General features: G+C 69.7%; 13 protein-coding genes, 1 other RNA gene and 1 pseudogene. 6 read left to right on the top strand and 9 right to left on the bottom strand.

What is annotated here, in order from left to right; all coding sequences use genetic code 11:
* The first annotated feature begins 70 nt into the window (after nucleotides 1-70).
* Complete coding sequence (locus SOM13_RS05515) at nucleotides 71-3,841, top strand: multifunctional oxoglutarate decarboxylase/oxoglutarate dehydrogenase thiamine pyrophosphate-binding subunit/dihydrolipoyllysine-residue succinyltransferase subunit (RefSeq protein ID WP_320479073.1); 3,771 nt, start codon at nucleotides 71-73, stop codon at nucleotides 3,839-3,841.
* 117 nt (nucleotides 3,842-3,958) lie between these two features.
* Nucleotides 3,959-4,897, top strand: a pseudogene (locus SOM13_RS05510) (acyltransferase family protein); the annotation flags it as partial.
* Nucleotides 4,898-5,005: 108 nt separating this feature from the next.
* Here the strand turns inward: SOM13_RS05510 and SOM13_RS05505 are convergent.
* The 3 genes from SOM13_RS05505 to SOM13_RS05495 form a co-directional block, all read right to left on the bottom strand.
* Nucleotides 5,006-5,446 (bottom strand): GNAT family N-acetyltransferase, encoded by a 441-nt coding sequence (locus SOM13_RS05505; protein ID WP_243215100.1) that lies wholly within the window; start codon nucleotides 5,444-5,446, stop codon nucleotides 5,006-5,008.
* Nucleotides 5,447-5,534: 88 nt separating this feature from the next.
* A complete protein-coding gene (locus SOM13_RS05500) occupies nucleotides 5,535-5,780 on the bottom strand; it encodes a zf-HC2 domain-containing protein (protein ID WP_192058243.1) in 246 nt (81 codons plus the stop codon).
* Complete coding sequence (locus tag SOM13_RS05495; protein ID WP_320479072.1) at nucleotides 5,777-6,547, bottom strand: sigma-70 family RNA polymerase sigma factor; 771 nt, start codon at nucleotides 6,545-6,547, stop codon at nucleotides 5,777-5,779. Before SOM13_RS05495 ends, SOM13_RS05500 begins: the two co-directional genes overlap by 4 nt.
* 72 nt (nucleotides 6,548-6,619) lie before the next feature.
* Here SOM13_RS05495 and aroA point away from each other — a divergent pair, with 72 nt between their 5' ends.
* From aroA to SOM13_RS05480, 3 genes are read left to right on the top strand one after another with little or no spacing between them, the layout of a single operon-like run.
* Nucleotides 6,620-8,035 carry a 3-phosphoshikimate 1-carboxyvinyltransferase gene (gene aroA, locus SOM13_RS05490; RefSeq protein ID WP_320479071.1) on the top strand — a complete coding sequence of 472 codons (1,416 nt, stop codon included), beginning with the start codon at nucleotides 6,620-6,622 and terminating at the stop codon, nucleotides 8,033-8,035.
* A gap of 10 nt (nucleotides 8,036-8,045) precedes the next feature.
* Entirely contained in the window at nucleotides 8,046-9,170 is a 1,125-nt protein-coding gene (gene rsgA, locus SOM13_RS05485) for a ribosome small subunit-dependent GTPase A (RefSeq protein WP_243215103.1), read from the top strand.
* Nucleotides 9,171-9,230: 60 nt separating this feature from the next.
* A complete protein-coding gene (locus SOM13_RS05480; RefSeq protein ID WP_320479070.1) occupies nucleotides 9,231-10,115 on the top strand; it encodes an inositol monophosphatase family protein in 885 nt (294 codons plus the stop codon).
* On the opposite strand, the gene SOM13_RS05475 is transcribed toward SOM13_RS05480, so the two are convergent.
* Together SOM13_RS05475 and fdhA are read right to left on the bottom strand one after the other, a co-directional pair.
* Entirely contained in the window at nucleotides 10,100-11,572 is a 1,473-nt protein-coding gene (locus SOM13_RS05475) for an MFS transporter (protein ID WP_320479069.1), read from the bottom strand. The genes SOM13_RS05480 and SOM13_RS05475 overlap by 16 nt on opposite strands.
* A gap of 91 nt (nucleotides 11,573-11,663) precedes the next feature.
* Nucleotides 11,664-12,881: a formaldehyde dehydrogenase, glutathione-independent gene (fdhA, locus tag SOM13_RS05470; RefSeq protein ID WP_192058253.1), complete on the bottom strand. Its 1,218-nt coding sequence runs from the start codon at nucleotides 12,879-12,881 to the stop codon at nucleotides 11,664-11,666.
* Between the two features lie 279 nt (nucleotides 12,882-13,160).
* On the opposite strand from fdhA, the gene SOM13_RS05465 reads away from it, so the two are divergent.
* On the top strand, nucleotides 13,161-15,011 hold the full coding sequence (locus SOM13_RS05465; RefSeq protein ID WP_320479068.1) for a nucleoside-diphosphate sugar epimerase/dehydratase: 1,851 nt from the start codon (nucleotides 13,161-13,163) through the stop codon (nucleotides 15,009-15,011).
* 116 nt (nucleotides 15,012-15,127) lie between these two features.
* Here the strand turns inward: SOM13_RS05465 and ssrA are convergent.
* The 4 genes from ssrA to ftsE form a co-directional block, all read right to left on the bottom strand.
* Nucleotides 15,128-15,505: a transfer-messenger RNA gene (ssrA, locus tag SOM13_RS05460) on the bottom strand.
* Nucleotides 15,506-15,601: 96 nt separating this feature from the next.
* Nucleotides 15,602-16,078 (bottom strand): SsrA-binding protein SmpB, encoded by a 477-nt coding sequence (gene smpB / locus SOM13_RS05455; protein ID WP_192058255.1) that lies wholly within the window; start codon nucleotides 16,076-16,078, stop codon nucleotides 15,602-15,604.
* Nucleotides 16,079-16,226: 148 nt separating this feature from the next.
* A complete protein-coding gene (gene ftsX / locus SOM13_RS05450) occupies nucleotides 16,227-17,141 on the bottom strand; it encodes a permease-like cell division protein FtsX (protein ID WP_320478173.1) in 915 nt (304 codons plus the stop codon).
* Nucleotides 17,138-17,881 carry a cell division ATP-binding protein FtsE gene (ftsE, locus tag SOM13_RS05445; protein ID WP_192058259.1) on the bottom strand — a complete coding sequence of 248 codons (744 nt, stop codon included), beginning with the start codon at nucleotides 17,879-17,881 and terminating at the stop codon, nucleotides 17,138-17,140. The genes ftsX and ftsE overlap by 4 nt, the downstream gene beginning before the upstream one ends.
* Nucleotides 17,882-17,941: the final 60 nt, after the last annotated feature.

Genomic DNA, 17,941 nt, shown 5'->3' with positions numbered 1-17,941 from the left:
TAAGCTGGGTCGAGGCGGGCCCCTCGGGGCCCCACCTGATCAACAATCAACGGAGAGTGGGCGATCGGCAGTGACTAGCCACGTGACGGGAACGACGGACGACGGCGCGGCGGCCGAGTTCGGGGCCAACGAGTGGTTGGTCGACGAGCTCTACGAGCAGTGGGTGGTCGACAAGAACTCGGTCGACGAATCGTGGTGGCCCGTGCTCGAGGCGTACAGCCCCTCCGAGACCTCGTCCGAGTCGACGCCGACCACCGCTCCCCCGCAGACGGACGCCGCCACCCCGGCGGCGGCCCCGGCCCCCGCCCCCGACCAGGCCCCGAGCGACGGCGCTCCGGCCAAGAAGTCGGTAGCAGCCCGCACGACCTCCGTCGAGCCCGCGAAGAAGCCGATCCCGGCCGAGGCTCCGAAGAAGAAGAAGGAGCCGGCACGGGCCGAGTCCACCGACGAGCAGCCGACACCCGAGCCCGTCAACACGGTCGCACCGCTGCGGGGCATGGCCAAGTCGCTGGCGACGAACATGGACGCGAGCCTCTCCGTCCCGACTGCGACCAGCGTCCGGACGATCCCGGCGAAGCTGATGATCGACAACCGGATCGTCATCAACAACCACCTCAAGCGGGCGCGCGGCGGCAAGATCTCGTTCACGCACCTCATCGGCTGGGCCCTCGTCCAGGCCCTCAAGGAGTTCCCCAGCCAGAACGTCTTCTACGACGAGGTCGATGGCAAGCCCTCGATCGTCACTCCCCCGCACATCAACGTCGGTCTCGCGATCGACATCCCGAAGCCCGACGGCACGAGGGCGCTGCTCGTGCCCGGCATCAAGCAGGCCGACGAGATGCACTTCGGCGAGTTCCTCCAGGCCTACGAGGACGTCGTCAAGCGGGCTCGCGACAACAAGCTCGCCGCCGCCGACTTCCAGGGCAACACGATCTCGCTGACCAACCCGGGCGGCATCGGTACCGTCCACAGCGTGCCGCGCCTGATGAAGGGCGCCGGGTCGATCATCGGCGCCGGCGCACTCGACTACCCGGCCGAGTTCCAGGGGTCGGCGTCGAAGACCCTGGTCGAGCTCGGCATCGGCAAGACCATCACCCTGACGAGCACGTACGACCACCGCGTCATCCAGGGAGCCGGCTCCGGCGAGTTCCTCAAGAAGGTCCACGAGCTGCTCATCGGTCAGCGCGGCTTCTACGAGGACATCTTCGCGGCTCTGCGGATCCCCTACGAGCCGATCCGCTGGAACCCCGACATCAACGTCAACATCGCCGAGCGCATCAACAAGACCGCGCGCGTGCAGGAGCTGATCAACAGCTACCGGGTCAGAGGTCACCTGATGGCCGACATCGACCCGCTCGAGTACCGCCAGCGCACGCACCCCGACCTCGCGATCGAGAGCCACGGACTCACCTTCTGGGATCTCGACCGCGAGTTCGTCACCGGCGGCCTGGGCGGCACGACGAACCTCCTGCTCCGCGACATCCTCGGCATCCTCCGCGACTCGTACTGCCGCACGATCGGCATCGAGTACATGCACATCCAGGACCCTGCGCAGCGCAAGTGGGTCCAGGACCACGTCGAGGTCCCCTACGTGAAGCCGTCGCACGACGAGCAGATGCGCATCCTCGCCAAGCTCAACGAGGCCGAGGCGTTCGAGACGTTCCTGCAGACGAAGTACGTCGGGCAGAAGCGCTTCAGCCTCGAGGGCGGCGAGTCGACCATCTCCCTGCTCGACACGGTGCTGCAGCAGGCCGCTCGCGAGAGCCTCGACGAGGTCGCCATCGGAATGGCCCACCGCGGTCGTCTCAACGTCCTCACCAACATCGCCGGCAAGACCTACGGTCAGATCTTCCGCGAGTTCGAGGGCACCCAGGACCCGAAGACCGTCCAGGGCTCCGGCGACGTCAAGTACCACCTCGGCACCGAGGGCGAGTTCACGAGCGCGACGGGCGAGACCATCCCGGTCTACATCGCCGCGAACCCCTCGCACCTCGAGGCCGGCGACGGCGTGCTCGAGGGCATCGTCCGCGCCAAACAGGACCGCGGCGCCTCCGGGGTCTTCGGCACGCTGCCCATCCTGATCCACGGCGACGCCGCCATGGCCGGGCAGGGCGTCGTCGTCGAGACGCTGCAGATGTCGCAGCTGCGCGGCTACCGCGTCGGCGGCACGATCCACCTGGTGATCAACAACCAGGTGGGCTTCACGACCCCGCCGTCCGAGTCGCGGTCGTCGGTCTACTCGACCGACGTGGCGAAGACCATCCAGGCTCCCGTCTTCCACGTGAACGGCGACGATCCCGAAGCCGTGGCGCGGGTGGCCGAGCTCGCCTTCGCCTACCGCCAGCAGTTCAAGCGCGACGTCGTGATCGACCTCGTCTGCTACCGCCGCCGGGGCCACAACGAGGGCGACGACCCCTCTATGACCCAGCCGCTGATGTACAACCTCATCGAGGAGAAGCGCAGCGTCCGCACACTGTACACCGAGGCCCTCGTCGGCCGAGGCGACATCACGCGAGACGAGTACGACGGCGCCCACCGCGACTTCCAGGATCGACTCGAGCGGGCCTTCGCCGAGACGCACGCCGCCCAGACCGGGTCGATCCCCGTCATCACCGGCGACGCGCACGACGTCGCCGATCTCGAGCGCCCGGCGACCCAGCGCGACGACAGCGCCGGCGAGCCCGAGTCGACGGCGATCTCCCTCGAGCTGCTGCACCGCATCGGCGACGCGCACGACAACCCGCCCGAGGGCTTCGTCGTGCACCCGAAGCTCCAGCAGCTGCTGAAGAAGCGCGTCGACATGAGCCGCAACGGCAACATCGACTGGGCCTTCGGCGAGCTGCTCGCGATGGGCTCGATCGTCACGGAGGGCACGCCCGTGCGTCTCGCCGGTCAAGACAGCCGACGCGGCACCTTCGTGCAGCGCCACTCCGTGCTGCACGACCGCGAGAACGGCCAGGAGTGGCTGCCCCTGCAGTACATCTCCGACGATCAGGCCAAGCTCTGGATCTACGACTCGCTGCTCAGCGAGTACGCGGCGATGGCCTTCGAATACGGCTACTCGGTCGAGCGCGCCGACGCCCTCGTCATGTGGGAGGCGCAGTTCGGCGACTTCGCGAACGGCGCCCAGACGGTCGTCGACGAGTTCATCTCGAGCGCCGAGCAGAAGTGGGGGCAGCGCTCGAGCGTCGTCCTCCTGCTGCCCCACGGCTACGAGGGCCAGGGCCCCGACCACTCGTCGGCCCGTATGGAGCGCTTCCTCCAGCTGTGCGCCGAAGACAACATGACGATCGCCCGGCCGTCGACCCCCGCGTCGTACTTCCACCTGCTGCGCCGTCAGGCCTACGCCCGCCCCCGCCGGCCGCTGGTGGTCTTCACGCCGAAGGCCATGCTGCGACTGCGCGGTGCGACCAGCGGCGTCGACGACTTCACGACCGGTCGCTTCGAGCCCGTGCTCGACTGCACCCGCGTCTCCGACCCGTCGACGACGAAGCGCGTCGTGCTGCACAGCGGCAAGATCCACTACGACCTCGCCGCCGAGCTCGACAAGCGGGGCGTGCAGAACGACGTCGCGCTCGTCCGACTCGAGCAGCTCTACCCTCTGGCCCTCGACCGCATCCGCGAGGTGCTGGCGCAGTACCCCGAGGCCGAGCTGTTCTGGGCGCAAGAGGAGCCCGAGAACCAGGGCGCCTGGCCGTTCGTCGTGCTCGAGCTGCAGAAGCACCTCGACCGCCGCATCACGGTGGCTTCGCGCCCGGCGTCCGCGTCTCCGGCTGCCGGGTCGACCAAGGCCAGCGCCCGCCAGCAGACCGAGCTGATCGAGAAGGCGCTCACGCTGTAGGCACGGTTCATCGCTCGACGACGGGGCGCAGCATCGCACGATGCTGCGCCCCGTCTCTCTGTCGCCCCGTCTCTCTGTCACCACCACAAACTCCTATGTCTATGATATTTTGCATACATGACGTTTCATCAGGCTGCTCGACGCGATCCCGGCACCACGACGCGTGAGACGTGGACGGACACCGTGCGGGGAGCCTGCATCGTGCTGGTCGTCCTGTTCCACTACGTCGTCCTGCAGCAGAACGCGCATCTCGTGCCGGCTCCGCTGGTGTGGCTGAACGACGCGATGGCGCCCTTCCGCATGCCTCTGCTGATGGTGCTGAGCGGCCTCTTCGTCCCCGCATCGCTGCGCCACGGGCCATGGCGCTTCGTCACGCGACGTCTGGCGGGGGTGGCGTGGCCCCTCGTCGTCTGGTCGCTGATGTCCTGGGGCATACAGGTCGTCGCGGCGAACGGCTCGGCAGTGCTGAGCTCACCGGTCGAGTCACTGCTCAGCACGCGACTGGCCGCGCCGGCGGGTGTGTGGTTCCTGACGTATCTGCTGGTCTTCTCCGCCATCGCCCTGCTCACGAGGCGCCTGCCGCCGACGATCGTGGCCGTCGGGGCCTGGTCCATCGCCCTCGTCACGCCCCGCGTCGGCACCGACCCTGAGATCGACCGCTTCTTCGTCCTCCTGGCCTTCTTCATGGGCGGCGTCGCCCTCACCCGCCTGCCGAGCCGCCTGGTCGCCGTCGCGAGGACGCCGCAGGCCGTCGTCGTCAGCGCCGTCGCGGCCGCCGCCTGCGTCGCCATCGCCGTCGCGCGGGGCACCGCCGAGGTGCACTACCTGCCCAGCATGGCGCCCGCGGTCGCCGTCGGGATGATCGCCATCGTGCGGGCGGCTCAGGCCCTCCAGCACCGTCGGGTGTCGAGACTGCTCGCCGTCGTCGGCCGTCGCAGCGTCGTCTACTACCTCTCGCACTTCGTCGGGTTGGCGATGGCCGTGGCCGTCACCGAGCGCGTGGGGGCCACGAGCCTCAGCTGGACGGTGCTCGGCATCGGCCTGTCGTTCGGCGTCGGGGTCGCCCTGCACGCGCTCGTCACCGTCATGCCTCCGGCGGACATCCTCTTCCGCTGGCCGACTCGTGCCGGCTCGCGAGCGCGGCGGCGGGCGAGCGCCGCGCGATCAGATGAGCTTCGAGTAGCGGACGCCGGCCTCGTGGTACCCGCGCTTGCGGTAGAACCGGCTGGCGGTGTCGGTCGCGGCGGCGCCGACGGCGTTGACGACGCGGGCGCCGTGCCCGTGGGCCCAGGTCTCGACGTGCCCGAGGAGGTGCGAGCCGAGTCCGTCGCGACGTCCGACCTCGGAGACCACCAGCAGCAGCAGCTCGGCCGTGGGTGAGTCGTCGTTGTAGGCCCAGACGATGCGCCCGCCGGCGACGGCGGTGATGCGGTCGTCGGCGTCGCGCACGACCCAGGTCTCATGACCGCCGTCGATCGACAGGCGCCCGAGCCGGGCCGACAGGACGTCGGAGTCGAGGGTGTAGCCGAGGAGGCGGATCAACGACACGAGGTCGTCGAGGTCGCGAGCGGTCGGAGTACCGAGGGGCTGCACCGGTGCGGTCATGCACCGACGCTAGCGCAGGCCCGGCGCCCGTGACGACCGGCGGTGGAGGAGGCCGGCCGACCCGGGCCTCCTCGGTTCCCGCGGGGTTCTAGCGGTGAGCCGACTGCAGCTCGCGCAGTCGCGCGAGCACCGCCCCGCGCAGGTCTTCGGGCGCCGTCTCGCGGCAGGCCCGCTGGACGGCCTCGGTCAGGACCACCCCGACCTCGTGCTCGCCCGCGCAGTCGCCGCAGGTCGCCATGTGCTCACGGATGTCGGCCGCGTCTTCGCGGCACAGCTCGTCGTGCAGATATTCTTCGAGTTCGGCCTTGGCCTTGTCGCAACCGCAGTCGGTCATTTCTTGCTGCCCTTCGATGTCGTGCCCACCGGCACCTCGATACCGCGACCGCGCGCGTAGTCGGCCAGCAGCTCGCGGAGCAGACGGCGACCGCGGTGGAGACGGCTCATGACCGTGCCCACGGGGGTCTTCATGATGTCGGCGATCTCTTGATACGAGAACCCCTCGACGTCGGCGAAGTAGACGGCCATGCGGAAGTCCTCGGGGACCTTCTGCAGGGCGTCCTTCACGGCGCTGTCGGGCAGGTGGTCGATCGCCTCGGCCTCGGCCGAGCGGGTGCTGCCGGAGGCGCGGGTCGCCGACTCGGCGCCGCCCATCTGCCAGTCCTCGAGCTCGTCGATCGTGCCCTGGTAGGGGTCGCGCTGCTTCTTGCGGTAGGTGTTGATGAACGTGTTGGTCTGGATGCGGTACAGCCAGGCCTTGAGGTTGGTGCCCTGCGTGAACTGCGAGAACGCGGCGAAGGCCTTGACGAAGGTCTCCTGGACGAGGTCGGCGGCGTCGGCCGGGTTGCGGGTCATCCGCATGCCCGCCGCGTAGAGCTGATCCATGAACGGCAGAGCCTGCTCTTCGAAGAGCGCCCGCAGATCGGGTTCGCCGGCGGAGGCCTCGTCGACCGCCTCGACGACGGCGTCGACGGTCTCGGCGGCCGGAGCCGTCGCGCCGGTCGACTCGCTCGTCACGGCGGGCCGTGTCGTCGCGCCGGTGGGCTCTGAAGTGGGCTCGTCGCCCTCGAGGGTGATCATCACGGCCGATTCTAGTTCGGCCACGGTGATCTCTCTCGGTGCAAGTGCTGTCGGCACAGGTCCTCCCGCTGTTCGTTGCATTACGGTGGTGAACCGATGCAGGTCTTCAGGTATTCCGGCCCCGAGTTCAGTCCCTACGACGAGGGCCGCGCCCCCGAGGTGGACGACGGTCGCTGGGTCGCGCCCCGGGCGACCGGGCCGCTCCGCGCCTCCTTGTCGCTGCCGGGGTCGAAGTCGCTGACCAACCGCGAGCTCGTGCTCTCGGCGCTCGCCTCCGAGCCCTCCACGCTGCGGCTGCCGCTGCACTCGCGCGACACCGATCTCATGGTGCGGGCCCTGCGGGGTCTCGGTGTGGGCATCGACGAGGTCGCGAACGACGAGCCGTTCGGCCCCGACTACCTGATCACCCCGTCCGAGCTGACCGGCGGCACGAGCGTCGACTGCGGGCTCGCCGGCACGGTCATGAGGTTCCTGCCGCCGGTCGCCGCACTCGCCCTGGGCCCCGTCTCATTCGACGGCGACGCCAGCGCACGACGCCGCCCCATGACGACCACCGTCGACTCGCTGCGCGCCCTGGGCGTCGACGTGTCCGACGACGGTCGCGGCGCCCTGCCCTTCAGCCTGTACGGCACCGGCGAGGTCGAGGGCGGCGAGGTCGAGATCGACGCCTCCGCCTCGAGCCAGTTCGTCTCGGGCCTGCTGCTCTCGGCACCGCGCTTCAGCCGCGGCCTGAGCATCCGGCACACCGGCGAGCGGCTGCCGAGCCTGCCGCACATCGAGATGACCATCGAGACCCTGGCCCGACGCGGCGTCGAGGTCGAGTCGCCCGAACCCGGGGTCTGGCGGGTCGCACCCGGCCCGATCTCGGGCCGCGACGTCACGATCGAACCCGACCTGTCGAACGCAGCGCCGTTCCTGGTCGCGGCCCTGGTCGCCGGGGGCACCGTGTCGATCCGTCACTGGCCCACCGAGACCACGCAGGTGGGCGCCGACCTGATCGAGCTGCTGCCCCTCTGGGGCGCGACCGTCACCCTCGACGGCGACACGCTCACCGTCGACGGCGGCGTCGGCCTGATCGGCGGGGGCTCGCTGCCCGGCGTCGACGTCGACCTCTCGCGCGGCGGCGAGCTGGCGCCCGCGCTCGTCGCCCTGGCCGCCCTCGCGTCCGGGCCCAGCACGATCACGGGCATCGGTCACCTCCGTGGGCACGAGACGGATCGCCTCGCGGCGCTCGCGGCCGAGATCACGGCGCTCGGCGGGTCGGTCGAAGAGCTCGACGACGGTCTGCACCTCGAGCCGTCGCCGCTGCACGCGGGCCAGTGGCGCAGCTACGAAGACCACCGCATGGCCACGGCCGGCGCGATCATCGGTCTCGCGGTCGACGGCGTCGAGATCGACGACGTCGGCGTGACGTCGAAGACGCTGCCCCAGTTCGTCGAGCTCTGGGACGACCTCCTCGGTCGGCGGTCGCCTGCGCGCCCGGCCGACATCGACCTGCTCGGATTCCTGTGAGGCACGCGGCATGAGCTGGTGGACGGACGGCGACGACGCCGACGAGGGCGACTACGCCCAGTACGACGAGAGCTCGGTGCGGGTGCGCCCGAACCCGAAGGGCAACAAGCCGCGCACGAAGCAGCGCCCGGCCTACGCTAACGCCGACGAGGGCGTCGTGTGGACGGTCGACCGCGGCCGCTACGGCGTGCTGATGGATGCCGGCACGCCCGACGAGCGTGAGATCACGACGGCACGCGCCCGCGAGCTGGGCAAGAAGTCGGTCGTCACCGGCGACCGCGTCGACGTGGTCGGCGACACCTCCGGTGCGGAGGGCTCTCTGGCCCGCATCGTCCGGGTGCGCGAGCGCACGACGCTGCTGCGACGCAGCGCCGACGACAGCGACGCCGTCGAGCGCGTGATCGTGGCGAACGCCGACCAGATGCTGATCGTCGTCGCGGCCGCCGACCCCGAACCCCGCCCCCGTCTCGTCGACCGCTACCTGGTCGCCGCGTTCGACGCGGGCGTCGAGCCCATCCTCTGCATCACCAAGACCGACCTCGCCGACCCCGCGCCGTTCGCCGCGCACTTCTCGTGCCTCGATCTGCGGATCGTGACCAGCACCTCCTCGGCCTTCGACGCGGGGCCCGACGGCGAACCGTCGGCCGTGCTCGACGAGCTGCGCGAGATCCTCGACGGGCACGTGACCGTCACCGTCGGGCACTCCGGGGTCGGCAAGTCGACGCTCGTCAACGCCCTCACGGGGTCGCAGCGCGAGGTCGGCGTCGTCAACGCGGTCACGGGCCGCGGGCGTCACACGTCGTCGTCGACGGTGTCGTTCAAGGTGCCGACCGGCGGTTGGATCGTCGACACCCCCGGCGTGCGCTCGTTCGGCCTCGGTCACGTCGACCCCGAGAACATCCTCCGGTCGTTCGCCGCGCACGCCATCCCCGCCGCCGGCGAACCCGCCGACGGCATCCCGCTCGCCGAGGCCCACGACTGGGAGATCGTCGACCGGGTCGAGGCGGGCGAGCTCGGCGACGTCGGTCGCGAGCGTCTCGCCTCGCTGCAGTCGCTGCTCGCGTCGAAGGGCGGCGTCACCGCGCGCGACCAGGCGGCCGCCGCCGACGACGCCCGCGACGACGAACGCGGCTGACCCCCGAGGCCGAGCCGAGGAGGCGCGGGTCGACGCCGCCCCGCTGGGTACGCTGGCACCGTGACCGACCCCACCCCCGCCTCCTCCGCTTCCTCCCCCTGGGCCGACGATCTGGCGCTCGCGCTCGAGCTGGCCGATCTGGCCGACTCGATCAGCACCGAGCGGTACCGGTCGGCCGACCTGCACGTGTCGCTGAAGCCCGACCGCAGTCACGTTACGGACGCCGATCAGGCGGTCGAGCGGGCGATCCGCGAGCGCGTCGCGTCCGCCCGCCCCGGTGACACCTTCTACGGCGAGGAGTACGGGCACGACGCCCCGTCGCACCGGCAGTGGGTCGTCGATCCGATCGACGGCACCGCCAACTTCCTCCGCGGGGTGCCGGTCTGGGCGTCGCTCATCTCGCTCGTGGTCGACGGCGTGCCCGTGGTCGGCGTCGTCAGCGCCCCGATGCTCGCCCGCCGGTGGTGGGCCACGCAGGGCGGCGGCGCCTTCTCGACCGAGCACGAAGGGCCGCTGCGCGTCTCGGGCGTCGCCGACCTCGCCGACGCGTCGATCAGCTTCAACGGGCTCGAGTACTGGATCGACGCCGGGCGTCTGCCCCAGCTGCTCGACCTGACCGGCCGGGTCTGGCGCACCCGCGCCTACGGCGACTTCTGGTCGTACATGCTGCTCGCCGAGGGCGCACTCGACATGGCCGGCGAGTTCGACCTGCAGCCCTACGACATGGCGGCGCTCGTGCCCATCGTCGAGGAGGCGGGCGGGCGGTTCACGAGCGCCGACGGACGTGACGGCCCCTGGCACGGCACGGCGATCGTCACGAACGGCCTGCTGCACGACGAGGTGCTCGCGATCGTCGCCGAACGGCCGAGCGACGGGGCCGAACGGCCCGGCGAAACGGGCGACGTGGCCGACTCGACCGACGTGACCGCTCAGTCGGCCGAGTAGCTCGTCACCTTGCCGGTCTTGCGCCCGCGGAGGTCGAGCAGGCCGAGCACGAGGGCGACCGAGATGAGAGCCAGCACGACGAAGAAGCCGTTGCGATACGCCTCGTGGTACTCGACGAGGCCCGCGCCGTCCGCTCCCCCGGCGCCGGCGATCACCGAGTAGAACGTCGACACCGCGGCCGCCGTGCCGATGGCGGTGCCGGCTCGCTGGCCGACCTGGCCCATCGAGCCCGCCACGCCGCCCATCTCGACGGGCACCTCCGCCAGGGTCAGCGTCTGGTTCGGCGAGATCACGAAACCGCCGCCGGTGCCCGCGAGCAGCATCCCGACGCCCATCGCGTACGGCGTGATCTCGGGCGGGGTGAGGATCGCGGCGAGCAGCAGCGCGACGAAGCCCACGGCGACGAGCAGCAGCCCGAGCACGACGAGGCTGCGCCCGTACCGCTCGACGAGCCGCCCGCCGTAGAACGCGGCCACGGCGCTGGTCAGCGCGAACGGGATGGTGACCATGCCCGCGTAGACGGGCTCGAGCCCCAGCCCCTGCTGCAGGTAGAGCGTCGTCAGGAGGAACGTCGCGGGCAGCGCGCAGAAGTAGACCGTCGCGATCAGGGTGCCGTTCCGGTACGACGCGAGCGAGAACAGGCTGAAGTGCACGACGGGCGACCTGCCGCTCGCCTTGTAGCGCTGCTCCCACCGGATGAAGGCGGCGCCGAAGACGACGAAGCCGATCAGGAACAGCCAGCGCAGGGGGTCGTCGCCCTGCCCGGTGGTCAGCACGAACGGCAGCATCAGGGTGAAGATCGTCAGACCGAGCAGCACGATGCCGAAGAGGTCGAGTTCGTTGTGACCGCTCGGAGCCGTCGAAGCCTTCGGCAGCAGACGCAGCGCGAAGACGATCGCGGCGAGACCGAGCGGGATGTTCATCCAGAAGAGCAGCCGCCAGCCGTCCTCCGGGCCGCCGATCGCGATCAGCAGACCGCCGAGGGTGGGGCCGAAGGCGGTGCTGACGCCGATGATGGCGCCGAAGAAGCCGAAGGCGCGCGCCCGCTCCTTCCCCTGGAAGAGCTGCTGGATCAGCCCGAGCACCTGCGGCATCTGGATGCCCGCGGCGACGCCCTGGAGGATGCGCGCGGCCACCAGCAGCTCGATCGACGGGGCGAGGGCGCAGAGCAGACTCGCGACGGTGAACGCGGTCAGGCCGACGACGAACATCAGGCGGCGCGACTTGAGGTCGCCGAGACGACCGGAGGGGACGAGCGAGAGCCCGAAGGCGAGCGCGTAGCCGGCGACGATCAGCTGCAGCGCGGTCGGGCCGGCGCCGAGCGACGCCTCGATGCTCGGCAGCCCGACGTTGACCTTCGACAGGTCGAGGATGGTGAGGGCCGCGACCGCGACGCACACGGCGAACGCCTGCCACTTCTGACGCTCGGGGCTCGGGGCTTCGCGTGGCTTCGTCATGGGGTGGTTCCGTCATACACCCGCCCCGGGGCGACGGGCCGACCGGCAGGGGCGGCGGGCCGACCCTCTCGGGCCGACCCGCGCCTCCTCGTCAGGCCTTGATGTAGTCGTTCGGGTTCAGCACGTACTTCGTCGCCGCTCCCTTGTCGAACATCTCGTAGCCGCGCGGGGCGTCCGTGAGGCTGATCGCCTCGGCGTGGACGTTCTTGGCGATGCTCGTACGGTCGTGGAGGATCGCCATCATCAGACCGCGGTTGTACTTCATCACCGGGCACTGACCCGTGGTGAACGAGAGCGACTTCGCCCAGCCCGTGCCGAGGCTCAGCGACAGCGAGCCCTTCTGCGCGGCCGCGTCGATCCCGCCCGGGTCGCCGGTGACGTACAGCCCGGGGATGCCCATGGCCCCGCCCGCCGCCGTGATGTCCATCAGCGAGTTGAGCACGGTGGCCGGCGCCTCCTCGCCCGAGCCGCCGCCGTGCCCCTTGGCCTCGAAGCCGACGGCGTCGATCGCGCAGTCGACCAGCGGCTCGCCGAGGATCTGATCGATCTGCTCGCCGGGCTCGCCCTTGGTCAGGTCGACGGTCTCGCAGCCGAAGCTCCGGGCCTGGGCGAGGCGGTCGGCGTTCATGTCGCCGACGATGACGACGCTCGCGCCGAGCAGCAGCGCACTGGTCGCGGCGGCGAGACCGACGGGGCCCGCACCGGCGACGTAGACGGTCGAGCCGACCTCGACCCCGGCCGTCACGGCGCCGTGGAACCCGGTCGGGAAGATGTCGGAGAGCATCGCCAGGTCGAGCACCTTCTCGAGGGCCTGGTCGCGGTCGGGGAACTTCAGCAGGTTCCAGTCGGCGTAGGGCACGAGCACGTACTCGGCCTGGCCGCCCACCCAGCCGCCCATGTCGACGTAGCCGTAGGCGCTGCCGGGGCGGTCGGGGTTGACGTTCAGGCAGATGCCCGTCTTGCGCTCCTTGCAGTTGCGACAGCGGCCGCACGCGATGTTGAACGGGACGGAGACGATGTCGCCGACCTTGATGAACTCGACGTCGGGGCCGACCTCGACGACCTCGCCCGTGATCTCGTGGCCGAGCACGAGGTCGGTGGGGGCGGTGGTGCGGCCGCGCACCATGTGCTGGTCGGAGCCGCAGATGTTCGTGGCCACGGTGCGGAGGATCGCCCCGTGGTTGACCTTGCGACCGATGTTCGCCGGGTTGACGCCCGGCCCGTCCTTCAGCTCGAAGGTCGGGTAGTCGACGTCGATGACCTCGACCTGGCCCGGACCCTTGTAAGCGACCGCGTGATTCGTTGCCATGGTGATCCTCCTTGATCACTCGGGGCACGGGATCGTGCCCGTGATCACACGCTAGGACGCCGAGGAGGCGCGGGTCGCGTTTCGCAGCCGCTCATCAGCAAGATCACCCGTCGCCTTCCGATACCGCCCTTCGCATGTCACCTTATGTTTCACATGTTGAATGTGAGAGAATCGCTGTCGGCGTCGTGGCAGGAGGTCGATCAGGGTGCTGACGGCACGGCCTCCCTCCGGCGCTCGATGCCGCGCCCGGCGCCGACCCCGATCGAGACGAGGACTCCCGTGGAATCACGCAACGACGACCGCCGCCGCCCGACCCGACGGGACTCCCCCGCTGTCGCCGACGCGGCAGCGGCCAGGTTCATGCGGTCGCCGGCCCGGCGCACGTCGCTGCTGATGGCGGCCGATGCCAGCGCCTGGGCCGTGGCGCTCGTCTTCGCCGTGCTCGTGCGCTACGACTTCGCGGCGCACCAGATCGCCTGGGGTTCGACCGCCGTCGCCGTCGCCGTGGCCGTGCTGGCCCACGCCGCCGCCGGCTTCGCCACCGGCGTCTACCGTCGGCGCTTCGTGTCGGGCAGTGCGCTCGAGGTCCGTGCGGTCGCGGGCACCGTCGTCCTCACGGGTCTCGTCGTCGGCATCCCCGTGCTGCTCGTCGGCACCGAGATCCACCTGGCCCGCAGCACCGCCGTCATCGCCACGCCCGTGGCGTTCGTGCTGATGGGGTCCCTGCGGTACCTCGCGCGCCTCCTGATCGAACGTCGCAGCCGACCGCGCGACGACGCGCAGCGCACCCTGATCTTCGGCGCCGGGCGACTCGCGAACCACCTCGTCCGCCGTATGCTGACCGATCCCGACTCGGCGTACGTGCCCGTCGGCCTCATCGACGACGATCCGACGCGGGCGGGTCTGCGCATCGAGGGCGTCCGCGTGCTCGGCACGCGGAGCGATCTCATCCGGGCCGCGGCGGACTCCGGCGCCGAGGCGCTCATCGTCGGCATCGCCCGGGCCGACGCCTCCCTGCTGCAGGAGGTCACCGATCTGGCGGCGACCGCGGGCCTGCGGGTGCTGGTGCTGCCGCCCCTCGCCGACGTCCTCGACGGTCGGTCGCGCCTCCGTGACGTCCGGGACATCGCCATCGAGGACATCATCGGTCGGCACCCGGTCGACACCGACGTCGAGTCGATCGCGGGCTACCTGTCGGGCTCCCGGGTGCTCGTCACCGGGGCGGGCGGCTCGATCGGCAGCGAGCTCTGCCGGCAGATCGCCCGCTACGCGCCGGCCGAGCTGATCATGCTCGACCGCGACGAGACCGGGCTGCAGCAGGCGCAGCTGTCCATCTCGGGCAACGGCCTGCTCGACACGAAGGAGGTCGTGCTGGCCGACATCCGCGACGCTGCGAGCCTGCACCGCATCTTCGCCGACCGTCGCCCCGACGTCGTCTTCCACGCCGCCGCCCTCAAGCACCTGCCGATGCTCGAGCAGTACCCCGACGAGGCCTGGAAGACAAACGTTCTCGGCACCCGCAATGTGCTCGACGCGAGTCGGTCGGTCGGCGTGACGACGTTCGTCAACATCTCGACCGACAAGGCGGCGAACCCGACCAGCGCCCTCGGCCGCTCGAAGCGTCTGGCCGAGCGCCTCACCGCCTCGGCGGCCGACGAGACCGGTGCCCGCTACCTGTCGGTCCGGTTCGGCAACGTGCTCGGCAGCCGCGGGTCGATGCTGCCCGTCTTCTCGTCGCTCATCGAGGCGGGCGGCCCTCTCACCATCACCCATCCCGACGTGACGCGGTTCTTCATGACCATCCCCGAGGCGTGCAACCTGGTGGTTCAGGCCGGCGGCATCGGGTCGCCTGCCGAGGTGCTCATCCTCGACATGGGCGAGCCCGTGCGCATCCTCGACATCGCTCAGCGCATGATCGCGTTGTCGGGCCGCGACGTCCAGATCGTCTACACGGGCCTTCGCGAGGGCGAGAAGCTGCACGAAGAGCTGGTGGGTGACGGCGAGACCGACGACCGCCCCGTGCACCCCAAGATCTCGCATGCCTCGGTGCCTCCGCTGCACCCGTCGTCGCTCATCCTGGCGCCTGAAGACGGGGCATGGTGGCAGCTCGACTTGGCGCAGGCGAGTTGAGAGCCGGGGCACGCATACTTTGCAGATGTCACCCGAATAGCTCTCGACGAGACGACGAACGCCCCGCCTGAGTCAGGCGGGGCGTTCGTGATCCGACGGAGTGTGACAGCGGCCGATGGTGGAGATGGGGGGAATTGAACCCCCGTCCATCGCTGAGATTGCACGCATTCTACGGGCGTAGCCAGATGAGACGTTCTGCTCGGCCCCGACCTTTGCTACTGGCTTCTAGGTCGACGGGCCCAGCCCGAGTGCAAGTCCCGCGTGACCCTCAGGCGTAGTCACGCAGCAAGCCCTCTAGATGACGTCAGGCTCTGGTTAGAAGGCGGTCACCAGACTGACGGACTCCATGTGGCTCTACTGCTTACGCAGCGAGAGCGAAGTCAGTGCGCTTGTTATTGGCACTTATTGTTTTCCAGAGATCGTTTACGAGATAACCCTGGATCCTCGGCCCGCTTCTCGTTCGCACACAGGCGATGTCGAAACCGATCATCCCCATGAGGGGCCGTTGTCACACTCTGTGGAGTTGTCGCAATGGAGCCGACCGCGGTGTTCTGCGGCCTTCCAGTGTAAGGCACGCCGTGCCTCCTCGGCTACTCCCCCAGGTGCTTGCGAGCCGAGATCGCGGCCTGCGCCTCACGCGTCGCCGTGCGCTCGCGCAGCGTCTGCCGCTTGTCGTACTCGCGCTTGCCCTTGGCCACGGCGATCTCGACCTTGGCCCGGCCGTCGCTGAAGTAGATCTTGAGCGGCACGATCGTGAAGCCGCCCTCCTTGGTCTTCTGGCCGATCTTGTCGATCTCCTGGCGGTGCAGCAGCAGCTTGCGCTTGCGCCGCGGCGCGTGATTGTTCCAGGTGCCCTCGGTGTACTCGGGGATGTGCACCGCGTCGAGCCAGGCCTCGTTGGCGTCGACGAACGCGTAGCCGTCGACCAGCGACGCCCTGCCCTGACGGAGCGACTTCACCTCGGTGCCGCTCAGCACGATGCCGGCCTCGTAGGTGTCTTCGATCGTGTAGTCGTGGCGCGCGCGGCGGTTGGTGGCCACGACCTTCTCGCCGCGTTCTTTCGCCACAGGTGCCTCCTGGTCGTTCGGATGATGGTTCTGCCGGTAGCAGGCAGCCTGTCAGTATACCTGCGGTTGCGACGGCAGGAGGCGCGGTGCCGGTCGGACCGGCACCGCGCCTCCTGCAGGCATCTGCTTCTGGGGCTCCGCTAGCGGATCAGACCTTGAGGTACCGGCGGATGGCGATGTTGGCCGAGAGGCCCGCGAGCACGATGCCGACCAGGATGACCAGCGGGACGACCAGTGCGGTGTCGCGCAGGCCGACGAACGGGGTGCCCACGAAGTTCACCGCCAGATAGCCCTTGACGAAGAAGTTGACGATCGCGACGATCGCACCGCCCGCGAGCAGGGATCCGATCAGCGCGGCGATCACCCCCTCGAGGATGAACGGCGTCTGGATGAACGTGTTCGACGCACCCACCAGCCGCATGATGCCGAGCTCTCGCCGCCTGCTGAAGGCGCTCAGCCGGATGGTCGTCGCGATCAGCAGGACGGCGGCGATCAGCATCAGCACGGCGATGCCGATGGCCGTGTAGCTGGCGGCGTTCAGCACCGAGAAGATCGGGTCGAGGTAGGCCCGCTGGTCGACGACGCTCTGCACCCCGGCGAGACTCGAGAGGCTCTCGGTGAGGACGTCCGACTGGGTCGGGTCCTTCAGGTTGACCCAGAAGGTCTCGTTCAGGTACGACGGCTGCACGAACTCGGTCGCGGGGCTGTCGGCGAACTGGGTGGTGAAGCGGTCGTAGGCGTCTTGCTGCGTCTCGAAGTACGAACGGTCGACGAACGGCTGCAGCACCTCGGAGTCGAGCTGCGCCTGCACCGCGTCGATCTGGTCTTGCGTGGCCTTCGCACCCGTGCAGTTGCCGGTCGTGTCGGTGTCGGTGCAGAGGTACACGGCCACCTGGGCCTTGTCGTACCAGTAGCCCTTCATCTGATTGATCTGCATCTGCAGCAGTGCCGCCGTGCCGACGAAGGTCAGCGAGATGAAGGTCACGAGCACCACGGCGACGACCATGGAGACGTTGCGCCGCAGGCCGCTGCCGACTTCGCTGAGGACGAGTCCGAGTCTCATTCGTCGGCCCCTCTCAGGCTCAGGTCTTCGACCCCGATGGCTTGGATGGGCACCGCCTGCGTCTGGTAGCCGCCCTCGCGCTCGTCGCGCAGGATGTTGCCGGCGCTGAGCTCGATGACGCGACGCTGCATCTGGTCGACGATGCCGGCGTCGTGGGTGGCCATGATGACGGTGGTGCCGCCCGAGTTGATCCGCTCGAGCAGAGTCATGATGCCGGCGCTGGTCGAGGGGTCGAGGTTACCTGTCGGCTCGTCGGCGAGGAGGACGGCGGGCTTGTTGACGATCGCGCGGGCGATGGCCACGCGCTGCTGCTCGCCACCCGAGAGCTCGTGCGGCAGACGGTGCTGCTTGCCGACCAGACCGACCATCTTCAGCACGTCGGGGACGGCCTCCTGGATGAAGCCCTTGCTCTTGCCGATCACCTGCAGGCTGAACGCGACGTTGTCGAACACGTTCTTCTGCGGCAGCAGCCGGAAGTCCTGGAAGACCACGCCGATGTTGCGACGGAAGTACGGCACCTTGCGGCTCGAGAGCGTGCTGAGACGCTGCCCGAGCACGTGGATCTGCCCTGCCGACGGCTTCTCCTCCTTCAGCACGAGCCGGAGGAAGCTCGACTTGCCGGAGCCGCTGGCCCCGACCAGGAACACGAACTCGCCCTTGAGGATCTCGAGGGTGACCGCGTTGAGCGCCGGTCGGGGATTGCCGACGTAGACCTTGGTGACTTCATCAAACCGAATCATGACGGTGGCTACCCTAAGCGCCAGCCCCGGTGATCACCGCAGCGACGCGCACGCCCGGGG

The organism is Frigoribacterium sp. CFBP9030 (genome assembly GCF_034045195.1).
In the GTDB taxonomy this organism is placed as follows: Bacteria; Actinomycetota; Actinomycetes; order Actinomycetales; family Microbacteriaceae; genus Frigoribacterium.
This window is presented reverse-complemented; position numbering and strand designations above follow the sequence as displayed.